The sequence below is a fragment of the Bifidobacterium saguini DSM 23967 genome (genome assembly GCF_000741715.1).
Lineage (GTDB): Bacteria > Actinomycetota > Actinomycetes > Actinomycetales > Bifidobacteriaceae > Bifidobacterium > Bifidobacterium saguini.
The window spans coordinates 236,293-259,582 of record NZ_JGZN01000008.1 but is presented as its reverse complement, the minus strand read 5'-3'; the positions used below and the strand labels follow the sequence as shown (position 1 = coordinate 259,582).

General features: G+C 52.5%; 22 protein-coding genes, 3 pseudogenes and 1 CRISPR repeat array. Of the genes and pseudogenes, 17 read left to right on the top strand and 8 right to left on the bottom strand.

The features are described from left to right. Window positions 1-157: 157 nt before the first annotated feature. Entirely contained in the window at window positions 158-1,669 is a 1,512-nt protein-coding gene (locus BISA_RS07155; protein WP_033891046.1) for an MFS transporter, read from the bottom strand. A 146-nt stretch (window positions 1,670-1,815) separates the two neighbouring features. On the opposite strand from BISA_RS07155, the gene BISA_RS07150 reads away from it, so the two are divergent. From BISA_RS07150 to BISA_RS07085, 13 genes are all read left to right on the top strand, one after another. Beyond that, window positions 1,816-2,442 (top strand): helix-turn-helix domain-containing protein, encoded by a 627-nt coding sequence (locus BISA_RS07150; protein ID WP_051917396.1) that lies wholly within the window; start codon window positions 1,816-1,818, stop codon window positions 2,440-2,442. A gap of 285 nt (window positions 2,443-2,727) precedes the next feature. Next, complete coding sequence (locus BISA_RS07145; RefSeq protein WP_033891045.1) at window positions 2,728-2,985, top strand: hypothetical protein; 258 nt, start codon at window positions 2,728-2,730, stop codon at window positions 2,983-2,985. Between the two features lie 137 nt (window positions 2,986-3,122). After that, window positions 3,123-3,401: a hypothetical protein gene (locus BISA_RS12000; RefSeq protein WP_051917395.1), complete on the top strand. Its 279-nt coding sequence runs from the start codon at window positions 3,123-3,125 to the stop codon at window positions 3,399-3,401. Between the two features lie 134 nt (window positions 3,402-3,535). After that, the gene (locus tag BISA_RS07135; RefSeq protein ID WP_033891213.1) at window positions 3,536-3,841 is read left to right on the top strand and encodes a type II toxin-antitoxin system RelE/ParE family toxin; all 306 of its coding nucleotides are present in this window, start codon (window positions 3,536-3,538) and stop codon (window positions 3,839-3,841) included. After that, complete coding sequence (locus BISA_RS07130; RefSeq protein ID WP_033891043.1) at window positions 3,838-4,122, top strand: addiction module antidote protein; 285 nt, start codon at window positions 3,838-3,840, stop codon at window positions 4,120-4,122. Before BISA_RS07135 ends, BISA_RS07130 begins: the two co-directional genes overlap by 4 nt. A gap of 507 nt (window positions 4,123-4,629) precedes the next feature. Continuing rightward, window positions 4,630-7,107, top strand: coding sequence for a CRISPR-associated helicase Cas3' (gene cas3, locus BISA_RS11995; protein WP_202806957.1), 2,478 nt, complete (start codon window positions 4,630-4,632; stop codon window positions 7,105-7,107). 321 nt (window positions 7,108-7,428) lie between these two features. Next, entirely contained in the window at window positions 7,429-8,085 is a 657-nt protein-coding gene (gene cas5c / locus BISA_RS07120) for a type I-C CRISPR-associated protein Cas5c (protein ID WP_033891041.1), read from the top strand. Further along, window positions 8,082-9,878: a type I-C CRISPR-associated protein Cas8c/Csd1 gene (cas8c, locus tag BISA_RS07115; protein ID WP_051917393.1), complete on the top strand. Its 1,797-nt coding sequence runs from the start codon at window positions 8,082-8,084 to the stop codon at window positions 9,876-9,878. The genes cas5c and cas8c overlap by 4 nt, the downstream gene beginning before the upstream one ends. Next, window positions 9,871-10,803: a type I-C CRISPR-associated protein Cas7/Csd2 gene (cas7c, locus tag BISA_RS07110; protein ID WP_033891039.1), complete on the top strand. Its 933-nt coding sequence runs from the start codon at window positions 9,871-9,873 to the stop codon at window positions 10,801-10,803. The genes cas8c and cas7c overlap by 8 nt, the downstream gene beginning before the upstream one ends. Before the next feature lie 109 nt (window positions 10,804-10,912). Continuing rightward, window positions 10,913-11,599, top strand: coding sequence for a CRISPR-associated protein Cas4 (gene cas4, locus BISA_RS07105; protein ID WP_033891038.1), 687 nt, complete (start codon window positions 10,913-10,915; stop codon window positions 11,597-11,599). Between the two features lie 29 nt (window positions 11,600-11,628). Beyond that, window positions 11,629-12,660: a type I-C CRISPR-associated endonuclease Cas1c gene (gene cas1c, locus BISA_RS07100; protein ID WP_033891037.1), complete on the top strand. Its 1,032-nt coding sequence runs from the start codon at window positions 11,629-11,631 to the stop codon at window positions 12,658-12,660. 5 nt (window positions 12,661-12,665) lie between these two features. Then, window positions 12,666-12,956, top strand: coding sequence for a CRISPR-associated endonuclease Cas2 (cas2, locus tag BISA_RS07095; RefSeq protein WP_033891210.1), 291 nt, complete (start codon window positions 12,666-12,668; stop codon window positions 12,954-12,956). A 325-nt stretch (window positions 12,957-13,281) separates the two neighbouring features. Beyond that, window positions 13,282-15,341: direct repeats of the CRISPR family, unit length 33 nt; unit sequence GTCACCCTCCTCACGGAGGGTGCGGATTGAAAT. A 770-nt stretch (window positions 15,342-16,111) separates the two neighbouring features. Further along, entirely contained in the window at window positions 16,112-16,375 is a 264-nt protein-coding gene (locus tag BISA_RS07085; protein WP_033891034.1) for a hypothetical protein, read from the top strand. A gap of 80 nt (window positions 16,376-16,455) precedes the next feature. Here BISA_RS07085 and BISA_RS07080 read toward each other — a convergent pair whose 3' ends face one another. Next, window positions 16,456-17,592, bottom strand: coding sequence for an IS1249 family transposase (locus BISA_RS07080; RefSeq protein WP_033891032.1), 1,137 nt, complete (start codon window positions 17,590-17,592; stop codon window positions 16,456-16,458). Between the two features lie 224 nt (window positions 17,593-17,816). Here BISA_RS07080 and BISA_RS13485 point away from each other — a divergent pair, with 224 nt between their 5' ends. Continuing rightward, a complete protein-coding gene (locus BISA_RS13485; RefSeq protein WP_272945247.1) occupies window positions 17,817-17,951 on the top strand; it encodes a hypothetical protein in 135 nt (44 codons plus the stop codon). Here the strand turns inward: BISA_RS13485 and BISA_RS12555 are convergent. Together BISA_RS12555 and BISA_RS13345 are read right to left on the bottom strand one after the other, a co-directional pair. Then, window positions 17,923-18,304 (bottom strand): annotated as a pseudogene (locus BISA_RS12555) (IS3 family transposase); the annotation flags it as partial. The gene BISA_RS13485 and the pseudogene BISA_RS12555 overlap by 29 nt on opposite strands. Window positions 18,305-18,321: 17 nt before the next feature. Further along, a pseudogene (locus tag BISA_RS13345) lies at window positions 18,322-18,573 on the bottom strand (helix-turn-helix domain-containing protein); the annotation flags it as partial. A gap of 254 nt (window positions 18,574-18,827) precedes the next feature. Between BISA_RS13345 and BISA_RS07070 the strand changes: the two are divergent. Next, a complete protein-coding gene (locus tag BISA_RS07070) occupies window positions 18,828-19,142 on the top strand; it encodes a DMT family transporter (protein ID WP_033891031.1) in 315 nt (104 codons plus the stop codon). 486 nt (window positions 19,143-19,628) lie between these two features. Here BISA_RS07070 and BISA_RS13340 read toward each other — a convergent pair whose 3' ends face one another. The 3 genes from BISA_RS13340 to BISA_RS13330 all read right to left on the bottom strand — a co-directional run bounded on the left by BISA_RS13340 (window position 19,629) and on the right by BISA_RS13330 (window position 20,465). Then, window positions 19,629-19,970 (bottom strand): hypothetical protein, encoded by a 342-nt coding sequence (locus BISA_RS13340; protein WP_237746111.1) that lies wholly within the window; start codon window positions 19,968-19,970, stop codon window positions 19,629-19,631. Next, window positions 19,897-20,172, bottom strand: coding sequence for a hypothetical protein (locus BISA_RS13335; RefSeq protein ID WP_237746110.1), 276 nt, complete (start codon window positions 20,170-20,172; stop codon window positions 19,897-19,899). Before BISA_RS13335 ends, BISA_RS13340 begins: the two co-directional genes overlap by 74 nt. Before the next feature lie 101 nt (window positions 20,173-20,273). Then, window positions 20,274-20,465 (bottom strand): hypothetical protein, encoded by a 192-nt coding sequence (locus BISA_RS13330; protein WP_033891030.1) that lies wholly within the window; start codon window positions 20,463-20,465, stop codon window positions 20,274-20,276. Window positions 20,466-20,655: 190 nt separating this feature from the next. Here BISA_RS13330 and BISA_RS11985 point away from each other — a divergent pair. After that, a pseudogene (locus tag BISA_RS11985) lies at window positions 20,656-21,814 on the top strand (MFS transporter). A 41-nt stretch (window positions 21,815-21,855) separates the two neighbouring features. On the opposite strand, the gene mmuM reads toward BISA_RS11985, so the two are convergent. Next, the gene (mmuM, locus tag BISA_RS07050) at window positions 21,856-22,824 is read right to left on the bottom strand and encodes a homocysteine S-methyltransferase (RefSeq protein WP_033891029.1); all 969 of its coding nucleotides are present in this window, start codon (window positions 22,822-22,824) and stop codon (window positions 21,856-21,858) included. Between the two features lie 110 nt (window positions 22,825-22,934). Between mmuM and BISA_RS07045 the strand changes: the two genes are divergently transcribed. Then, entirely contained in the window at window positions 22,935-23,276 is a 342-nt protein-coding gene (locus tag BISA_RS07045; RefSeq protein WP_051917392.1) for a hypothetical protein, read from the top strand. Window positions 23,277-23,290: the final 14 nt, after the last annotated feature.

The following is a 23,290-nucleotide window of genomic DNA, read 5'->3' as shown; positions in this document are numbered from 1 at the left end:
GACGTCCCAGTGTAGAAGGCACCGGTCACATGGAAGAGTAACGCCGACCGCTGCTCGAGGCTAAGAGACTATATGAGGAAGCGACGCTATATGGCGACATTGGAGCCAGTCCAGTTTCGGTCCGGTGGCGTTGCGTGCAAAAAAAGAAATGCGGTCCTCACCGCGACGTTTTACGGGATATGAGCGCGACGATTCCGAGAGTGACAACGATGATTGCAGCTGCCGCGGCGAAGCTGCCGGTTATTGCGGATTCGTAGGCGCGGGAAGCCGTCTGACGTATCATGTCGCTCGTCAGACTCGTGAATTCGGCCGCCTGCTGAAAGTCCAAAGTCACTGAACCGGCGGACTGTGAGGCTAGTCCGTTGGATTGCGCAAGAACACGGAATCCCCTCATATATAGACCACTCTGTATGCTGCCAAAGATTCCCACGCCGATGATGGATCCAAATTGGCGGAACACGGTCAATAGGCTGGAACCAGCGCCGGATTTCTCAATCGGTACCCGGCCCGTAGCCCAAGTCAGCATTGCCGGCTGGCCGGCGCCCAGTCCAAGGCCGGCCATGAGCTGCCCGATCATAACAGTCGATTGCTCCATCATTCCATTGGACCACCACATCGCACCGCCGATCGTCAGCATGCCTGTGGCCAGGCATCCCAAAGCCAACAGACTCGTGCCACGCGAACCGATTCGGGAGACAATCCAGTCGTTCATCCGTGCGCCCACAATAGATGCGACGACCAATGGCATCAGCAACAGTCCTCCCACCAGTGCATCATGGCACAACACTGTCTCCAAGTAGGCCGGCATGATGAAGATGATGCCATACATCGAGAAGTTCAGCATCATCAACGCCGGTGCGCAGGACGCGAATGACGGATCCTTCATGAGCCCAAGTTCCATCAGCGGATTGCGGGAATTGTTATCGTACAGCACGAATCCTGTGATTAGTACTACGCCGACCATCATCGGGACCCATGCGTTCACGGCTAGAATACTGTGCTGCGCGTTAACCAGACCGGCGGAGAACAGGGTGAATCCGGCGAACATCATCGCCACCGACGCCCACGGCACATGCAGCGACCGGGATTTGCGTGATCCGTTTATCCGCGGGACATTCATGAGGATAATCGCGATTACAGCAAGGAATACCACACCATCGAATCCAAAAATGCCGCGCCATCCCAGCGTCGCGGTGAGCGTTCCGCCGATAAGTGGTCCGAACGGTACTCCTAGTGTGCCCGCTATCGCCCATGCTGTCATGGCGCGTGATAGTTCAGGGCCACGAAACAGGATGCCGAGCAGCGCCTGTCCCATCGGAATGACTATGCCCGCACCGGCTCCCATGATTGAGCGCGAGACGAGCAATATCGGCACGTTTCCGGCCATAAGGCCGATTGCGGATGCGATGACGAACAATCCCAATCCAGCAAGCATGGTCTTCAGATGGCCGAGACGGTCGCCAAGGAATCCGGCAAGCAGCACTACGGCCGCGAACACAAGATTGTAGCTGGAGACGATCCATTGCTGCTCCGCCATGCTCGTCCCAAGCGATTCGGCGATGTTCGGAAGTGCCACGTTGAATGCGGTGGTGTTAATCATCATCACCAATTCGGCCGCACATAGGCAGACCAAGGAGCGATTCAGATTATCGCCTTTCGATTTAGCCATGTCTCAACCTCTTTAAGATACCAATAAGTTTCTTATAGACCGAACACGATTATAGATATCCGCAAATAAGAAACGCTATGGTATCTTGTAAAATGCTGTGAATAATCATCGGTTGCAACAACCATGCTGCATATGGAGATGAACTCATGGAAGCGAACACCGGGCCCGAGCCTAAGCAAACGCGTCGTCGTGGCAAAGCACTAGAGGCAGCCATTCTGGAAGCCGCATGGGAACAATTGTCCACGCGCAGCGCCGAGGAGTTCACCTTCGACAACGTGGCCGCCAGGGCACATACCAGCAAACCTGTGCTGTACCGCCGCTGGGTGAATCGTGCGGAACTGTTCATAGCCGCCATGAAGCAACATCGCAACCGCGCCGCCATCGAGCGTCCGAACACTGGCACGCTTAGAGGCGATGTGATTTCCATCCTCGTGCAGCTCAATCGCAAACAGTCCGACGCGGTGATGGTGCTGGCCAAGTTCGGCGTCTATGCCAATTGGTTTGGTATGAGCGCGCATGAACTATACGAACGCACGATGATAAGCGACCAGCCTAGTATCATGATGGCCATCGAAAACGCAAGGGCGCGCGGCGACATCACCTGTGAGTTGCCGGAATCGCTGCTGCGCATGCCCGGAGAACTCGGTCGCGCAATCATCCTGCGCGACATGCGCCCTCTGTCCGAAGCGGACATCGTCGCCACAGTCGATGAACTCTTCCTTCCGCTCGTCGATTATTACGAGCAACAAGCGCGAATCACCGCCAACAAGTAATACAGAATCATGGATTGTCCGATGTCAAATCGATATGGATGCTCCTGAAAGATATAGAAAGTATGTGCAGGAACGTCACCGCACATGCGACTGACTCGAAAGTGGGGATGATATTCGTGCCTATTTTAAGGCTTGCAAGGAATACGATGACCTAAGGCTTATGCTTGCTGCGCTAAGGATGTAGAGGAAACTTGAAAAGAAAAACTCGGTTGGTGCTGGACAAAATAAGCTATGACAATGCGAAACCGCCCGCGCTCGTACGCAGATGCTGTAAGGGGGAGTGACATGGACATCCATGAAGCCATAAAGCTCGCCGAGCAAGTGTACCCGAACATGGGGGTATTCGGCGCAGCGCAGAATGATGTCGCATGGATTTTCGGCCTCGATTTCAAGACAGCCGAGAATCACCCATCCGAAGTAGGGCTTCCCCAGATTGCGGTGGATAAACAAGACGGTTCCATACATCAGCTTACGCCGGGAACCGATGCCTTCTGGCATTACATGACACCTGACACGGAAGAAGTACCTCTATCGTCGCTCTAGCTTAAGTGTCGACGACATCCGTTTAGTTGCAACCATACGATGGTTTTTATGGCGTGGATGGAAGAAGCGCGCCAAGGACAACAAGGCCGCGGGCGATGAGCTGTAACAGCTCAAGGAATCCAAGATGAGCGAAACCGATGACCGCCGAAGGTCAAACCAAGTCCAGCTACGAGCGGGAGCTCAACTACGTCAGCGGCAAGGATTTCAAGGTGTGGACCACCACGCGAGCCACCTCCGAAATCAAATGGGCCGACGAGGACAACCGCTTCCAGATCATCCAGTCCATCCGGCAGGACCAGGTCGGAGCCATCGTCCGCGCCCTCGACTACGTGATCTACCACGTCATCAATTCGAAGACCGATCTGCCGCACCGACGCGCTCAACGAGACCTAGGGCATCAACGGCATCGCCATTAGCCGCACATGGGCCGCGCTTCTGCGCAAGAATTGCTTTACCCGCCACTGGCATGCGCTACTATCCGGAGATTCCGCTCAAGCTGTGTAATCCACCCCTACTTGTTTTGATGTATTCTATGGGATACAGTAATGGTATGGAAATCAAACAATCCAACGAATTCGCCAAATGGTTCAGAAAACTCAAGAACCATGAAGCGAAGGCGGCGATACAGGCCCGACTCGACGCATGCCGGCTTGCAGGTCGTCCACTTGGCGACATCAAACCGACGGGCGGGGCGGTAAGCGAGATGCGTTTTCATCTCGGGGCCGGATATCGCGTCTACTTCACCATGCGAGGCAACGTGCTCATGCTCCTGCTCGCAGGAGGCGACAAAAGCACGCAGCAAGTTGACATCAAAAGGGCCCATGATATTCTCAACGACTACAAGGAGCAGCAATGAGCGCCGAATTTACCGACTATGACACCAGCGAATACCTGGAAGACGAACAGGATGTCATCGCCTACCTTAACGCCATCGCGGAATACAACGACCCCGCACTCATGCAGATGGCGCTCGGCAACGTCGCCAAAGCACGAGGCATGAGCCAAATCGCCAAGGAGGCAGGCGTGGGACGTGAAAGCCTCTACAAGAGCCTCAGCAAGGATGGCAACCCCAGCTTCCAGACCATCCTCAAGGTCATCAACGCGCTCGGCGGTCGTATCAGTATCCAAGCCGCATAAAAACCATCGATGGTGTCTGACGATTCATAACTGTCGTGTATTTAACTACTTTGGTCATTTCCATACTTACGGTATGGGAATCAAGTAACGAATGCGCGCCTATTCTGACGTCGTCCGCTCGCCTATCTGTTGTCGGTCTAAGATGCTTGTGTGGTCTTCCGCCGCCGGTGCCGCGGCTAGGACGGTTCCGGTTCACTGGTCAATCGTCTCTGGAAGCCTTGTGCATGGTCCATGAGTACTCGGGTGCCGGCTACTTGGGCTAGCCGGCACCCTTGTTTTACTTCTTACGGCTCTTTTTGTGTGTTTGCACAATCCCGGTCGGATGGTCACGATGATGCCGCCTTAAACTGGTGGTGAGCGTCAGCTAATACTTGAGAGTTCCAAGTTCCTGCCTTTCTTGATTGATGTATCTATCAAATTGCAATAAGGGCAGGTTGTTTATAAGAATAGTCTGCTCTGCGTTAGCGTACTCTAGATAAAAAGATGTATGGACAGAAAGGTCCAATAATGCAAGGAAGCAATAATCGTTCAAACTCCATGAGTCAATATGCAGACTCTAGCCCTTTTTACGCTCGCACGAGTGATCATGGATATGAGACTTGTGTTGAACACTTGTGCATGGCCGGGTGTCTGACTGGTGGTTTTGCACAGCAATTCAGTCACCTGGATGACGGATTGTTGGCTGGCCTGTTTCATGATCTCGGCAAGTACTCGCAGGGTTTTCAGAAAAGGATTCGAGATCCTGAGCATACTGGCAAGGTAGATCATTCTACTGCAGGGGCAATGCTGTTGGTGCAGAACCGTCGCTTTGCGTCGGCCTTGGCGGTGGCAGGTCATCACGCAGGATTAACCGATTTTGGAAGCGCAGGGGATCAGGAAGGCTCAACATTTAGCGCGCGTATGAACAGAGCTTTTAGCGCGGGCGATAATAATCCGCTTACTCTGGCTGGTGCGTGGGAAAGACAAATATGCGTTCCGCAATCAGCGTTACAAGCGAAGAGAGTGACTGCTTTAGAGAAGAACTCCCAAGTCAGACAAACAGAAGACGACCAATGCTACTCCGACATGATGTTAACGCGTATGCTGCTGTCAGCATTGGTAGATGGGGACCGGCTTGATGCGGAATTCTTTACCTCCAATCGTGAAGATCGTGCCGAACACCAGTTGTTGGAGCAGCTGAAAGAGCGACTAGGTTCGGAAACACTGTCGGGGTGCCAAGCCCCAGCGTGGAATGTCCTACACGAAGCAGCATTGACAGTATCCGCTAAATATCAAGCTGAGAATCATAGTCGGATAAACCATCTGACTGATGTCGTGGAAAGTGTTGCCCGTCGGTATCTTGAAAGCTCGCACAAAACACCTCTTGACGTTAAGAGGTGTGAGCTTCTTGCGCAGTGTCTTGATCAAGGCCGTAGCGAATCATGCAAACCGGGCCTGTACACTCTCACGGCTCCTACCGGTAGTGGCAAAACCATTGCGTCAATTACATTTGCGCTTGAGCATGCTCGCACGAATAACATGCAACGGGTTATTTATGTAATTCCCTACACATCGATTATTGATCAGACCGTCGGTCAATTTGAGAAGCTTTTTGGCGAGAGCTCCGTGTTGCCTCATTATTCGGAAGCGCCATATCAGCTTAAGGATGAGTCCGATATGGACGGAATCGATCTTAAGCGTGCGCTTGCAGCAGAGAACTGGAATGCGCCGATTGTAGTCACTACAGCAGTGCAATTTTTTGAGAGTCTGTACTCGAATAAGACTTCCCGGTGCCGCAAATTGCATAACATCGCAAACTCCGTCATCGTGTTTGATGAAGCGCAGACGTTGCCGGTGCCGTACTTGCGGCCATGCGTTAAGGTGATTGCCGAACTTGTGGAGCACTATGGCGCTACTGCAGTGCTTTGCACCGCCACACAACCGGAATTACAACGGTTATTTGACCAATCATTTAGTGATGGAAGATACGCTGATATTCCTGAAATATCGCCATTCACAAATACGGATTATGAAAAATTCCGTCGCGTGACAGTTGAACGTATTGGTGATATCGAGTTGGCCGCGCTCGCAGATCGACTAGGTAGACATGTACAAGTGCTGTGCGTAGTGAACACGCGTAAGAAAGCACAGTATCTGTATAGTCGTCTTAGCCAGGGGAGTGAGTCACAAGAAGGGACATTCTGCCTTACAACGCTGCAGTGCGCCGCCGATCGTAAGCGTCTGCTCAGCAGAATTCGGGATCGTCTTGCGGCAGGGGAGCCATGCCGCGTGATGTCTACTTCGTTGATTGAGGCTGGTGTAGATGTGGATTTCCCGGTTGCTTATCGTGAAGAGACGGGACTGGACTCCATTATTCAAGCGGCCGGTCGATGCAATCGCGAAGGTAAGCGCCCTGCAGGGGAGAGTATGGTGTATGTGTTCTCCACTACAGGTGGGCAGGCGCCATTTCTGCAGCAGAATCTTGTGGCATATCGTGAGACGGCAGCTCGGTATTCGGATTTGATCTCAAACGATGCGGTTCGTGCATATTTTGGTGAACTGCTGGGGATGCTGGGCGATAATACTCACAATACAATCGTCGGTAATGATGCTTTTGATGTGCATCGAATTGTTCCTCTGCATGGGCACGACAAGGGTATGTCTTTTGAGCGTATTGCTCGATTGTTCAAACTTATCGATACGCCGACAGTGCCGGTGTATATTCCACTGTCTGATGATGAGTTGGGAGATGAAGGTGCGCGATTATGTAATCAGCTGGAGCAAGGTGACATTAATCGTGCGCTATTTCGTAAGTTGGGCAAATATGCAGTTAACGTATGGCCGCAGCATCTTGAAAAGCTACAGTCAGCAGGTGCGGTGTTATCTGTTGGGGAAGAGACTGGGGTTGTAGAAGAGAACTGCTATATTCTGCGAGATTTGAGCCTGTACTCATCTCGGCTGGGACTGCAGCTGGAGAATGTAGCAGCTGATGGCATTTTTGTTTAACAAAAACATCATTGGTGTGCTCGACTTTATGTGGTAGTCGAGCACACCGGAGACCCATGCTCCTAGACAAAAGCTAGTAAATTTCAATCCACGTCTCCAGAAGGAGAACGACTGTGAGAAGTGAGCACAGGTAGGTGTTCATCTACGTTCAGCAAGAGCGGTTCCGAACACCTCTTACATAATATCAATGGTCCTTTAGATTAAAACTAATAAGAGATTTATTTTTCTTACTTGCTTTAGTCTAATAAATAGACTATAGTTATCTGTGTTGGAAACAGTGACGTTCCCGGAGTAACCGCCACTCCATGAAAAGGAGGGTATATGCCGATTCGCTTAGAAGTTTGGGGCGACTATGCGCTTTTCTCGCGTCCCGAGATGAAGACAGAACGAGTCACGTATGATGTCATGACACCATCAGCGGCGCGCGGAATCCTGGAGGCTATTTTCTGGCATCCAGGATTGTGCTGGCGGATAGATCGTATTTACGTACTCAATCCTATCCGATTTGACAGCATTCGCCGTAATGAGGTCGACAGCGTCATTAATGTGAGCAAAATAAAATCGATGGCGGAGGGGAAAGGCGACGGTGGTGCTATTTATACATCCGAATCCATCCAGCAACGTTCAGCTACCGTTTTGCGCAATGTCAGATATGTGATTGATGCGCATTTCACGATTGATTGCAGAAAAGCGGCACCTGAAGATTCCGCAGAGAAATTCCAAAGTATGTTCATGAGACGTGCTGCGAAAGGTCAATATTTCCATCACCCGTATTTTGGTACGAGGGAATTTCCTGCAGATTTTCAACTCTGGAAGAAGAATGAGGATCCGATTGGATTCGAACAAGGGCATCGTGATTTGGGATACATGTTCTTTGATTTTGACTACCGCAATCCCGCATCTCCAAAACCATTATTCTTCCGTGCTGCACTGAATGACGGTGTGCTTGACGTTGCATCGGCGGAGGTGAAGTCATGATTATTAGTGATTTGTGCAACGAGTACAACGTATTAGTGTCTAAGCAACAAGCTCCGGTCTACGGCTATGACAACATCAATGTTCCGTATGGTCTGGTCATTGATGATAAAGGTACTTTGATTTCAGTACATCCACTGGGTGACCATACCAATAAGAAGCCGGTAAATATTATTTCGATACCAGCTCGAGTCCCCAGATCATCTGGTATAGCGGCGAACTTTCTGTGCGATACTGTTGCATACATGCTGGGGTTTGATGCCAAAGGTAAGCCGGAACGTGCGCTGCGGGCGTTTCAGGCATGCACTGATTTGCATCAACGCATATTGGAAGGCGTCACTGATGCTCCCGCTATAGCCGCTCTCGCGTTCTTTGAGAATGCTCCCCAGTGGAAAACTGCTCAACAGTTGATGGGGGACAAGACTTGGGAATCTTCGCTGACTTTGAATTTCGTTCTGCAGTATAACGATGGGAAGAACACCATGTTCGTTGGTGATTGCCCCGCGGTGCAAGAAGCCTGGAACGCATATTACGATCGGGAAGACGACGATGAGGGTGCTTTGTCATTTAGCCTGATTTCCGGTGAACCGGTCATTCCGGCTAAAATTCACCCTAAAATCAAGGGAGTCGCTGGCGCTCAGTCATCTGGCGCATCATTGATTTCGTTCAATGCACCGGCATTCTGTTCGCATGGTGCGGAACAAAACGAAAATGCACCAATGAGTCAACGAGAAGCATACGAATATACAACGGCGCTTAACACGCTACTCGCGGATCGTGATCGTGTTCAACGTATTGGAGACGACACTATTGTTTCGTGGGCGCAATGTGGTGAGACCGCGTACGTTGATTCATTCGGCGGAATGGCTTTCGCTTGGTCGTCAAATAATCCGGAAAAGCAATCCGCCGGTCTGGACGAATTGACAATCAAGAAAGCTACGCAGGCCTTGGCCCAAGGTCGACCGTACGATTTTGAGGGAATCTGTCTCAATCCAAACGAAGAGTTCCATGTCCTTGCATTGTCGCCGAATGCTGCACGGTTGTCGGTGCGTTTTTACTTGACAAACACATTCGGTGCATTCGCACGAAATATATGGCAGCATTACCGGGACCTTGAGATACGACGCCCCAGTTACGACACGACAGTGTTTCTGCCGACATGGCGATTGCTGAATCAAACCATCAGGCAACAGAGCAAAAACGTGAAGGTATCGTCGGAAATGGCTGGTGCGGTTATGAAGGCGATTCTCAACGGTACTGCATATCCGGCAAGTTTGATTAATGCTATTGAGATTCGCATTAATGCCGAACGTGATATTTCGCCTGATAAAGCAGCAATCATCAAGGCGTACTACTCACGAAAAACAACAAACGAGCAGTTCAAGGAGGTACTGCAAGTGGATATTAATAGAGACAGTGATTACGTGCCATATGTGCTTGGCCGATTGTTCTCTATATACGAACAGATTCAGTTGGCGGCCATTCCTGGCATCAATACGACGATTAAGGATAAATATTTCACCAGCGCATCCACGACGCCCGCTCGTATATTCCCGATTCTGGGCGACCTCGCAGCGAAACATATGCGCAAAACCTGGCAGTCGCAAGGCTATAAGGTCAAATTGGAAAAGGCTTTAGGCGAATTGACTGGGAAGGTGGGTGACCACTATCCGTCGAGACTTACGCTCGAAGAGCGTGGGGCTTTCCAGCTTGGATACTATTTCGAAAATCAACAGCGATTCAACAAGACTAGTAAGACCATCGAGGACGATAACCAAGGAGCAGACAATGACTGAACGCAAACCCATTGAAAACCGTTATGACTTCACGATTCTTTTTGACGTGGAGAATGGTAACCCCAATGGCGACCCTGATTCGGGTAACATGCCGCGCGTTGATCTTGAAACTGGTAACGGACTCGTGACCGATGTGTGCATCAAGCGTAAGATTCGTGACTATGTGCAAACTGCTATGGGCGAAGAATCTCCGTGGCGCATCTATATTCAGAATCGGAAGACACTCAATCGTCTTGACAGTGAGGCGTTGGAGGCTGAACACATTGATGCAAGGCCCGAAGACAAGGACTTCGCAAAAGAAATTAAAGCTTTGAAAAAAGATAATCCTGAACTGGATCGTCGCCTACGCGATTATATGTGTGCGAACTTCTTCGATATTCGCACCTTTGGTGCGGTAATGACTACTTTCGTCAAAGGTAGTCTCGCCTGTGGGCAAGTTCGTGGCCCCGTCCAGCTTGGTTTTGCCCGTTCAATCGATCCGGTGAGTATCCAGGAGATTTCCATCACCCGTGTTGCTGTGACGACAGAAGCGGATGCTGCGGAAAAGAATAATACGATGGGTAACAAGTTCATCATCCCTTACGGTTTGTATCGCATGAACGGTTATGTGTCTGCAAAGCTTGCGCAGAATGTCACCGGATTCAGCGATGAAGACCTTAACCTGCTGTGGCAGTCGATTCTGAACATGTTTGAATTTGATCGTTCTGCAGCACGAGGCAGCATGGCAGTGCGCAAGCTGTACGTATTCAAACATGATAGTGCGCTTGGCGATGCGCCTTCGTGGAAGCTGTTCGACAGCGTCGATGTTCACAAACGTGACGGCGTTGATATTGCGCGTAGCTTTGGGGATTATGCAGTAAACGTAAACAAGGACTTGATTCCAGATTCTGTTGCCGTAAGTGAAATGGTTGATGGCGTACTGTAAGTAGGCGGTGTGGCCGAGCTGGCGGTTCTTTCATCAGCTCGGCCACGCTCATATGCACAGTGCATTTTTGGATGAACCTTGTAATGACACATGAGACAAAGGGGTCTGCATGATGGAACCGGCAAGTTATCCAGAAGAGGATTGGTTGGCTCTTTCGGGTATCCAGCATTTTTCATTTTGCCGACGACAGTGGGCGCTGATACATATTGAGCAGTTGTGGGAAGACAATGTGTTGACCACGGCTGGATTATTGGAACATGAGCGGGCACATGATTATGATGCTTCGGAAAAGCGAGGAGATTTGCTTATCCTGCGCGATTTGAAGGTATTCTCACGCCGATTAGGGGTAACCGGAGCCTGCGATGTTGTGGAGTTTCGGCGGTCTTCGGATGGTGTGCCGTTGCAAGGGCGCAGCGGTTCGTGGTTACCTTATCCGATTGAATATAAGCACGGACGGCCTAAAACGCAGGATGCCGATAGGCTGCAATTATGTGCTGAGGCGATATGTTTAGAGGAAATGTTGGCCTGTAATATACGTGAAGGGGCGTTATTCTATCAGGGGACAAGGCATAGAGAAGTCGTTGAATTTGATGAGCCATTACGTAATACAGTAACGGAAATGTTTCGTCAGATGCATGACTTTTATGTGCGTGGGCACACACCAAAAGTCAGAGTCAGGAAAGAATGTCGCGCATGCTCGCTTAAAGATATATGTCTTCCCGAACTATCAAAAAAGAAATCAGCACGAGTCTATATTGATGCGCGCATTCATGAAATTATGAATGAACGTTTCTGATTGAGAATATTGAATCGAGGGGATGAATAATGCGAACTATGCTGAATACGCTGTTCGTAACCAGTGAGGACGCTTATCTCTCATTGGAAAATGACAACGTGGTTGTTCAGAATGGTGAAAAGACCTTAGCAAAAGTTCCGCTGCGTTCTATTGAGCAGATTCTTTGTTTTTCATACAAAGGAGCATCTCCTGCGCTTATGGGTAAATGTGCTCGTCTGGGCGTTGGCCTGTCATTCTATTCGCCGCGCGGACGGTTCTATTGCTCGGTGCTTGGCGAGAATAATCGCAATGTTCTGCTGCGAAGAGAACAGTTTCGTAGAGCAGATTCTCCGAACCAGGCTCGAGATTTCGCTGTCGCATTCGTGATTGGGAAAGTGTTCAACTGCCGTTGGGTTGTGGAGCGCACGAAACGTGATCATGCACTACGGGTGAATGTGGAAAGATTAACGCAACAGAGCGCGTTGTTAAAAGATGGGTTAGGAAGAATTATGGCTTCTACTTCGGTGGACGAGGTACGAGGCATTGAAGGCAAGGCAGCAAAAGACTACTTCTTTGCGTTCGACGACTTGATTCTGCGGGACAAGGACTCGTTCTTCTTCGAACAGCGTAGTCGGCGTCCTCCTATGGACAGGATGAATGCGTTGCTATCGTTCACATATGCTTTGCTGACGAACGATTGTGTTGCGGCCCTGCAGGGAGTTGGCTTAGACCCATATGTGGGATTCCTGCATGTCGACCGACCTGGTCGGCCTTCTCTCGCTTTAGATCTTATGGAAGAGTTTCGTCCGGTTGTGGCTGATCGTTTTGCTTTGACTCTGGTTAATACCGGTGCCGTACGGGTTTCTCATTTTGAAGAGCGAGAGAACGGTGGCATTTTTTTGACTGATGCAGGACGAAAAGTTGTGCTTGCGGCGTGGCGGCGACGGAAAACCGAACAGATTACTCATCCTTTTCTTGGGGAGAAGATTTCATGGGGATTGGTTCCGCATGTGCAGTCATTGTTGTTGGCGCGATGCATACGCGGTGATTTAGATGCCTACCCTCCATTCATGTGGAAGTGATAATGATGATGGTTGTGGTTGCATATGATGTGAATACCGAAACGGCTTCCGGAAGAAGGCGTTTGAGACTCGTAGCAAAAGCTTGCATGAAATATGGGCAGCGTGTGCAGAACAGTGTCTTTGAATGTGCGGTTTCGCCTTCAGGCTATTTGCAGCTTCGTCATGAGCTGAATGACATCATCGACATGGAAAGAGACAGTCTTCGTTTTTATAATCTAGGTGCGAAGTATTCAGATCGTATTGAGAATGTCGGTAAACAGCGGCATCTACCAGTTGATGATGTCATGTTGATATAAGACGGTGCGATATAATGTGCTTCGATTGGATTGGTACCGTCTCTGGGGAAGGGGATGCGCGGTGCCGCGTATGGTGCGATGTGTGAGCTGTCATAAAACTAGTAGAGGTTCGCACCGACGCTGATAAGGAATGAGGATTATTTTTCGGCGATTCGGTAATATTCCAACTTCGTTTGCGGTTTGATAACTAAAAAGTGGTTAGACAACTATCCGATATGTAGGATGCAGCGCGAGTTTAGGGTGTTCTGAAGGATGAATAGTTGATACACTGCAAGTGTCTGTGAACATATTGTCCACAATGTGGGCCGTATATTTCATGGATGCTGTCACCCTCCTCACGGAGGGTGCGGATTGAAATTCGCGAAGCAACCGTTTGATTCGTTTTGAATCAGGTCACCCTCCTCACGGAGGGTGCGGATTGAAATATATCTGGGGACGAGCCCCGGAGCGCACCGGCCTCGTCACCCTCCTCACGGAGGGTGCGGATTGAAATTGCATCGAACCGCCGGCGTAGCGGCCTCGGCTTGTCACCCTCCTCACGGAGGGTGCGGATTGAAATACCGATTGCACGCGCTGCTCGGTTTCGCAGACGGGTCACCCTCCTCACGGAGGGTGCGGATTGAAATCGGAGGTTGATAATGCTGTTGAACGAGTATTGGGAGTCACCCTCCTCACGGAGGGTGCGGATTGAAATACAGTCTGCACGCGCTGCTCGCGCTCGCAGACGGGGTCACCCTCCTCACGGAGGGTGCGGATTGAAATTACATCGACGTGAAAAGCCCGAACGGCAAAAAAGCGTCACCCTCCTCACGGAGGGTGCGGATTGAAATTGATGCAGATGTTAGCACGTGCCAATATGTTGGGTCACCCTCCTCACGGAGGGTGCGGATTGAAATTATTCGCATTCCCGTGGTGGATACTCGCCATGCATGTCACCCTCCTCACGGAGGGTGCGGATTGAAATATAGGGCCGGTGAGCTCCGTTTCCGTACCGTCCGCCGTCACCCTCCTCACGGAGGGTGCGGATTGAAATTTCAGCGGCGCGGGCAGCTGGCTCGTATCCGCTGGGTCACCCTCCTCACGGAGGGTGCGGATTGAAATTCCCGCGCATGCAAGCGGAACGGATCCCCCAGCCGGTCACCCTCCTCACGGAGGGTGCGGATTGAAATGACACGGCGAAGAACCTGATCGTCGCGGAACCGTTGTCACCCTCCTCACGGAGGGTGCGGATTGAAATCATGCATGAGGCGTTCGACAAGGCCACCAAGGCGGTCACCCTCCTCACGGAGGGTGCGGATTGAAATGCCAAAATGGCCAACGGCGTGGAAACCGCATTGGTCACCCTCCTCACGGAGGGTGCGGATTGAAATTTCGCCTGGCAGGGGTACGCGCACATCCCCGACGGTCGTCACCCTCCTCACGGAGGGTGCGGATTGAAATTCCAACGCGGCAAGCGGCATCGGCAGCGCATTGAAAGTCACCCTCCTCACGGAGGGTGCGGATTGAAATACGTCCTTGGACTCGTCATCGCCGGAGTGCTGCTTGTCACCCTCCTCACGGAGGGTGCGGATTGAAATACCGGACTCTCCGGCGCGCTCGGAAGCCTCGCGGTCACCCTCCTCACGGAGGGTGCGGATTGAAATCTATACGCCAGCGGCGTGAAGCCCTCGAAACCGGGTCACCCTCCTCACGGAGGGTGTGGATTGAAATCGGTCATCGTGTACCCGCAGGGCGTGTTCCCAAGTCACCCTCCTCACGGAGGGTGCGGATTGAAATGCCGGTCGGGTGGATGCTTGGCCAGACGACGCTGGTCACCCTCCTCACGGAGGGTGCGGATTGAAATGTCACCCAACCAACCGAGGAAACCGCACACCGAACCGTCACCCTCCTCACGGAGGGTGCGGATTGAAATGCCGCAGGCAGTTGCGTCCAGTTGCGGGTCTGGTCACCCTCCTCACGGAGGGTGCGGATTGAAATAACGTGCTGTCACCGGTTTCCGCGGCCTTGCCGCCGGGTCACCCTCCTCACGGAGGGTGCGGATTGAAATCTGAGGGTACTGCACCATTGCCGAAGAAGCCACGGTCACCCTCCTCACGGAGGGTGCGGATTGAAATTGCGGACTCCGCTGGGGCGAGGCCGCAGCATTACGCGTCACCCTCCTCACGGAGGGTGCGGATTGAAATACCGTGCGTGCGGGCCGGTTCGCGGTCAGACTCCGGTCACCCTCCTCACGGAGGGTGCGGATTGAAATATCGGCCTGGCTAATCTGGCCGGCCAATTGCAGGAGTCACCCTCCTCACGGAGGGTGCGGATTGAAATACGCAAGGTGGAATATCCTGCGTGTAGTCAACGGTCACCCTCCTTGCGGAGGGTGCGGATTGAAATGATGACGGTGCTGAACGGTTTGGAATAATCCGGTGGTTGATGATGGCGCTGACCAGTAAGGGGTCGTGTTCACCGACCGACATCGCAGGAATCAGGTGCGGTTGGCGATCACCGCCGACAGTCAGGCGCGAAGGCTCTGGGATTCCACGTTGGACTTGGATAATCTGAAGGGTTCGCAGCCGATATGGAAGAACGCGATGCTGAACCTGTTGCAGACATGGTGGCAAGGTGAGCGCCGCAACGGCTCGTTCCGAGACTCACGACAGCGCAGAAGCTCGTCGGAATATCTCAAGCGACGACGGCAGACTGTTTTCGATAACGGGATTGCAGGGCTGCTCCCCGAAGTCAAACCAACAGGGCAAAGTCCGGATATATTGGCGAATAACGTTCAGCCCCAAACGAAGAGGTCGTCAATCACGTCCTGCACGGGGAAGGCGACGGGGAGCGAGGAGGCCGTCTGTATGGTTCGAATATATTAGGCAAGACCGAGTTCCTGCAAGGATGGGACAGGAGCAGGATTCTTGACGCGATTCGGCAAGTCATGGAATCCCCGCAATGGGAGATGCATCCCGACAATGATCGAGCTTTGCACAGGTTCGGTGGAACCGTTGACGGAGTTCAGATTGAAGTCAAGGCGTACCTCGTGGATGTCAATACATCATTGACAGGGCGATGCCAATCGGCGGTCCACGGTGTGACTCGCAATACTCCAACGGGTAAAATCGCAGTCAAACGGAGCAAGGCAAAACAATGGAGGGAATCCGATCGTCATGACAATGGATGAATTGATTTCTCTCGCCGAACAATGCCTCGAAATCGTTAAAGGCCTCGATGAGATTACCGAGGAAGACGCCCGTGACATGATTCTTTCCGGAGAACCTGATCTGGCCATCGCTGACGCCCTGGACATTGCTCATTCCCATCCTGGACTATACGCAAAATTCCCAGACGGAGTATATGAGCTTGCGAAAGATCCGGATTACATGGCAATCCATGTGTATCTTGATCTTCTGAAAAACCACCGGAAGAGGTAAAGCAAACTTTATTCACCTAACCCGCCATGAAGTTCATGGCGGGTTTTCTGGGTTATAGGCCAAATTGTGTGTCTGGTGGTTTAGTTGTTTGACTGCCATTTGACTCGTGTGTGGAAGTCGTTCCAGTCGATGCCGGTGCCGTATCGCATGGGGATGCCGAACGTATCGTATAGGCCTTGCGGGCTTTGCTCCCATGCGTGCTTGTAGAGCTCTTCGAGTCGTTCGTCCGTGATCGCGTTCGCGGCCAGCCACGCGTCCGTTTCGTGGTGTTCCGTGTGCTGGTGGCACCACCAGCAGATCGCTTTCAGCTGTCGTATCAAGCGCAATCCCCGATGATGGCGCAGCATGTCACGCAGCCGACTGTTCCATGATTCGATGAGGTTGTTCGTGGATGGCACCGGACCGGCGGCCGCGGGCTCCTCGTCGAGGAACGTGAACAGCTGGTCCTCGCGGATGCGGCGGCGGATCATGCGACGTGCCTTGACGAGCCGCTGGTGCGTGTCGTTCATGCTGCCGTCCGCGTACCGGCTTTGCTCGTCGAGGAAACCAGCGAAGTCCTGCTCCCACTGGTTGTAGGAGACGAGCCACGCCGCCGCATCGTCCTTGTTCCTGACGCGCGCCAGCGCCACGGCGATCCGGCGCAGTCGTCTGCCGGCCTCGAGGCGTGGTCTCATGCCGGTCAATCCGAAGACGTTGGCCTGCACATGGAACAGGCAACGCTGGATCCTCGTGTCCGGCCACATCGTCCTCGCGGCCTTGAGGACACCGCCGCCGCCATCGCATACGAGCACGTCCGGCGGCGCGATGCGCGCCATCAGACGCTCCCACGCCGCCGACCGTTCGCTTCTGGCGATGTGCCAGCCGATCACATGCCCGCCGGCCACCGCGATCAACACCACCGCGTCACGATGCAGATGAAAACCGTCCACATGCACCACATGATGGATCTCGTCCACCAACGGCACGGGAGCCCACAGACTCCACATCAGTTCGCACCTGCGGCGCAGCGTGCGCGCCGACAACCGGTGCTCGGCCTGGGACCGTTTCGAGAACAGCCAATCCAAACCACACCGCAGATCACGGGCGCTGTTGTCGCGTGGCTGGGTACGCGAACTACCGCAGTCAGCGTTCCGGCACCGCCACCTGATCCGTCCCGAACTCGTCCTTCCGTTCCGCTTCATCGGCTCGCCGCATACGGCGCAACTGGGTGTATTCATCCACCCAATCTGCCATGCCAACTCGAAAGCCACTCAACCGTTGTCCCGCAAGGCTTTACGGCCTATTCCAGACACACATTCTGGCCGACCTCAAGTTCCCCGCCAACACAACTTAAACATGAGAAACACCTACTACCACAAAGGAAAACAAGCCAAAACAGACACACGTTTTGGCCTATATCCCGGTTTTCTTATGCCCGCAGGACGGGCGGAAAGGAACCATCATGGCCGATGAAACCAACGAGCAGAACAACACTCCCGAGCCTCCGGACGGACAGCAGAACGCCGACACCAGGCAGAAGCCGCCGTGGGAGCGAGATGGAGAGGAGTTCAGCCCGGAAGTTGGACGTGGTTTATGAGGGGGTACCTGATTGGCTGTGAGGGACATGTTAATTCCTTCGGGGTGTGTCCCTCGAGTCGTTTCTGCCTTCGTTTGTCGTTCCAATGGACCATGTACGCGTCCAGACCAGTCTCGACTCCTTGTAGGAGCCGAACTCGCGCCCGATGTAGAACTCGTCCTTGAGATAGCCGAAAGCCTGCTCGGTGGCAGCGTTGTCGATGCTGTTGCCCTTGCGGCTCATGGGCCAGTATATGTCCAGCTCCGCGAGCCTGTTTCTCCACCAGCCGTGGCTGGTACTGCCAGCCCATGTGGGGAGTGGAGAATCGGCGCAGCTCTTTCGGGCAGCCGCTGCTCGAACATTGCGAGCAGTCTGTACTAGTTGGACTAGGGCGGTGCGGCGCGGGTTTCTGTTTGGACTTCGCGCTTTTCGGACTGCCCTTGGGCTTCGGTCGCAGCGCGTCCGGTCCTCCGCGGCGATAGTTCTGGCGTCACTGCTTCAGACACGTTTGGCTGACGATACCATAACGTTCCATGACCTCGGCCGTTGTCGGTCCATGATTCACATGGTCGAGCACAGTGTTGAGCTTCGTCTCGTAATCGTATTTCCTGTTGCCCCGTTCTTCCTTGAGCGCCGCCTCTCCAGCCGATTTGGTATGGCAGCAACCTTTCTCTCGTCACATTCGACGATTGGTATTTTCCGGATGCTGATTTGCAAGATGCCACAGTACATAAGTCGTCGGTTCCACGGCCGGCAGTGTGGAATGAATCATGGATATACGCAAATCTATTCTGTTTCGGCTTTGCTATCGTGTATCGATAGAGCTAGCGTTGCTCCCGGACGATGGACAAGTACCCAGTTTGACAAGACTTGCCATGTATGAGGAGTATGACGGTTATGCCTTGGTTTGTTCTTATAGTTTCCGGCATCTGTGAATCCGTGTGGGCTATTGCGCTTGACCAGTCCGAGGGATTTTCCCGACTGGTTCCCACTGTGGTGTTTGCGATTGGCCTCGTTGCCAGCATGGGTGGACTTGCCTTTGCAATGAAACACATCCCCATTGGTACTTCATACGCGATATGGGTTGGCGTTGGTGCGGCAATCACTGCTGTTTACGGCATGCTTAGCGGAGAGGAAGCCATTTCGCTAATGCGGATTCTGCTCATCATTGGGCTGGTCGCCTGCGTCATAGGGCTAAAGCTCGTTGATTGATAACAGATATACAGAGCCCATTCTTTGAATAGGGGAGTGGGCCATTCTGTTTCTGCGGTTCCGTGCTGGCATTCAGGCTCATTGCTTTCGTCCGGTGAAAGGGACAGCCTGAACAAAACCGTTGAAACCAGACGATTGATACTGTGTCCTTGGAAGGTTGATGACGCATCCAAGGCGTGGTCTTTTTGTCCAGATACGCTTCCAATCCCGGAATCGGTTTGCTGTGCAGATGGCCGTCTCATACCAGTGTCGAAGGCAGCATGGGAGCAGCTGGGCGCACACAGTGCCGAGGAGTTTATTCCGACTAACGCGGTTGCCAAGGTACATATCAGCAAGCCAGTGTTGTACCGGCGATGGTCGAATCGCATGGAATTGTCCGTGACCACCATGAAACAACAGAGTGTCCGTGCCCCCACAAAAACATGGAACACGGCTCAACATCCAACCGATACGGTTCGAGGAAGTCCGAGATATTGATGTTGCTAGTTATTTCATCCAGCGAAGTCTGCCGTCCGATGCAACTCGACATGTCAGCAAAGTGCCTGCTGACGATCTGCCGGTAGCGCCTTGGTTGCTGCAGAATGATCCACCGTGTACTGTTCCGGTTGATGATTGGGGAGCTGACTGCTGAGCTTGTTGTTGTTGCTGCTGCTGCTGCTGTTGCTGTTGCTGTGCTTGGCGTGCAGCCTCTTCTGCTGCGGCCTGTTGTTCCGCTTGCTGACGCGCTGCCTCCTCGGCTGCCTTCTTTTCTTCTTCAGCTTTTCGTGCTGCCTCTTCTTCGGCTTTTCTTTTTTTCTTCTTCAGCTTTCTTTCTGGCTTCCTCTTCATCTGCGACTTTGTTATGCACGCGGATGACTCCATCTTTTGCGGACAGTACAATCCAGTTCGATGGTTTGAGCACAGCTTTCCCGCTGTCGCTCTTAATCTTATAGTCTGATGTGGAGTAGCCTTCATTTTCCAGCTGAATAAGTACTTCGTCGAGCATCATGCCTTTTTCAGCGATATCAGGTAAATCCGAGTTGTCGCGCACTGCGTTAAGCGTTACAGATATAGACGTTTTCTGCTTGCTATCCGATTCTGGCGTCTGACTCTCTACCTTCCATTTTCTGTCGCCTCCTTTCGTATCAGGGGTTACGGTGATTTGAGTGAAGCTTCCTGATTGAGTGTGGTTTTAGCTTCGGCGACTGTTTGCCCAGTGACGTCAGGTATGTTTTTTGATGGGGTGAATATGTATCCAATCAGTCCGATGGTAAATAACGCAATGATGAGGATGCCCCACCAACGCTTGTACCATGGCTTCTTTTTGGTGGCTCCAGCGCCCATGATTCTTTCTCCTTCAGATGACTCCGATGTCATGCAACAAAATCCTACAATTTTAGATTACCTGGCTTGTGAGGTTGAATGGCTAAAAGTCTCGAAGATTCCAACCTGCGGCATATACTCGGGACGGTTTGTTAGCGCGCACAATAACAGTGCGATGGATATAAACAGCTAGGGGATAGGGGAGAGGCATATGAAGCAAAGCTTGCTATCGATTGCCACAGGAGGGTTCGTGCTTGGTGCGGCCGAATTCGTGATGATGGGCATTCTGCCGCAGACGGCGGCCGCCATGAATGTATCCATTCCGACCGCAGGCCACTTCATCTTCTCGTACGCCATCGGCGCGTGCGTTGGCGTCACCATGCTGGTGTTCGGCCGTAAAACCAGTCCGAAACATCTGGTGATTCTCTTTATGGCGCTTGCCTTGATCGGCAATGCGTTGAGTGCCGCTGCGCCGAATGCCATCGTGCTGGTCAGCCCGATTCATCGCTGGTCTGCCCCACGGGGCGTTCTTCGGCACAGGCACGGTAATCGCCAAAGCGCTCGCCGACAAAGGCCGTGAAGGTAAAGCCGTATCCGTGATGGTCACTGGCCAGACCCTTGCCAATATGCTCAGTGTGCCAGCAGGCACACTGCTTGCCGAATACCTTAACTGGCGACTTGCTTTCATCATTCTGGCTCTTGGTGCAGGGCTCACCATCGTGTTGACGTTGGCTTGGATGCCGCTTATTGCAGCCGTGCCTGACGCCGGACTTGCCGGTCGGTTCCGATTCCTTGCCAAGCCTGGCCCTTGGCTGGTGCTTGGCACCGTGTTCGTCGGTAATTCCGGCGTGTTCTGCTGGTGGAGCTACGTCTCCCCGTGGCTGCAGAAAACCGGTGGCTATGATTCGCAGCTGATTCCACTGCTGATGATGCTGGCCGGATTCGGCATGGTGGTCGGCGGTCTCGCCGGCGGTCATCTCGCCGACCGCTGGCTGCATTCGGTGACCGCTGCGGTCGGTCAATCGATTTCCGCGGCAGGCCTATTGATGGTGTTCATAGTGCCCGGCAATTTGGCGACCTGCGCGCTACTGACGTTCTGGATCGCGTTCGGATTATTCTTCATCAATGGCCCGCAGATGCTTCTGATGGCCGAAGCCGGCAAGGACGGCGGTGAGCTCATCGGCGGTGCAGCCGTACAGATTGCGTTCAACGGTGGCAATGCGGTCGGCTCTCTGATTAGTGGCATGGCATTGAACGCATCCGGCATGAACTATCACACGATTGGTCTTGCAGGCCTGCCGTTCACGCTGGCCGCAGTCGGGCTGCTTGTGATGTTTGCACTGCTATACGAGCGGAAGAAAGCTCAGTAACCTGCAGCAAGGTCAATAACATCGGAGATTGCAGACCCCGACTACCGATGCAGCGCCTTAGCCAAATCGTAAATATCGGCAGGGGAGGTGCGGCAACAGCCGCCGATAAGCGAGGCTCCTGCTTCGACCCATCGAGGAGCCAGATCGCTGAGAGATAAAGCATCCGAACAGCGCGTCCAAGTCTTGGTGTCAGGATGGTAGACATCACCATTATTCGGATACACAATAATCGGTTTGGCGGTAACAGCCGATATATGGCCGATTGCGTTAGTAACCAGCTCAGGTTGCACGCAATTGACACCAATCGCACAGATGTGCGGGCATGCATCGGCGATGCTTACAGCCGTCTCAAGCGAGGTGCCGTCGCATAAATGGCCGGAATCGCTCAGACTGAATGACACCCATGCCTCACGGTCAGGGAACTCATCAGTCAACAACCCAATCAATGCCTGAACCTCACTGATATTGGGCATGGTTTCAAAAGCAAAAAGATCTACGCCGCTATCAGCGAGAATCTGCATTCGACTGCGATGAAAATCGCGATAGTCGGTGTCTGAAAGATGGTAGTCGCCCGTATATTCGCTTCCATCAGCCAAGAATGCACCATAAGGCCCCACGCTACCTGCCACTAGCAATGGTCTTGCATAGTTAGGAAATGAGTATGCCAATGCATCATCGGCATTGGCATGATGCTGCCGATACCTCTCCCGCGCTTCCAATGCGACGGATACGGCTGTGCCGATAAGATGCTCTGCTTCTTCATGAGATATCCCGCATTTCTCAAACGCGGGAATGTTCGCCTGATAAGTGTCGGTGATGGCGATATTGGCACCCGCCTCAAAATATGTTTCGTGCACATCGCGCACAGATTGCGGGGCCTGAATCAACGCAATTGCAGCCCATAGTTCATTCGTTGTATCCACACCACGCTGCTCCAGCTCGGTGGCCATCGCGCCATCAATGATAAGCGGAGATTGCGCAGCGAGCGCTCGCCCGATGACACCGAGCATGGTTGCCTCCTCATATATGGATATGCGCCATAGGCGTAATCACTATGGTCATACGCTAATCTATAGGACAACCAAGAATGTAAAAGTTAGATAGCCAGATGGGGAACAAGATGATGCAGCCAGTAGCTGAAGCTTTGCATACTGCCATTGCAGGTGTGGATTTGAATAATGTTGATTTGTCGAACTTGGATTTGTCGGTTCTCGATAGGATAGCGGTGTGGTATGGCGGTTTGCCGTCTTCTGTGCAGACTGGTGTGACCATCGTAGTCGGTGCCGTTGTGGCATATGTGGTTTTCAAAATCGTGGCCAAAATCATCAAGGGTCTGATTATATCGATTATTGCAGCGGTGCTGGCATTCCTATTGACTACCGTGCCCGGCAATATGATTTTGTCTAATGCTTACGATCGTGTGGAACAACAGGTTTCCACCAGTCTTTCTCAATCGCAGTGAATTCCTTATTATCT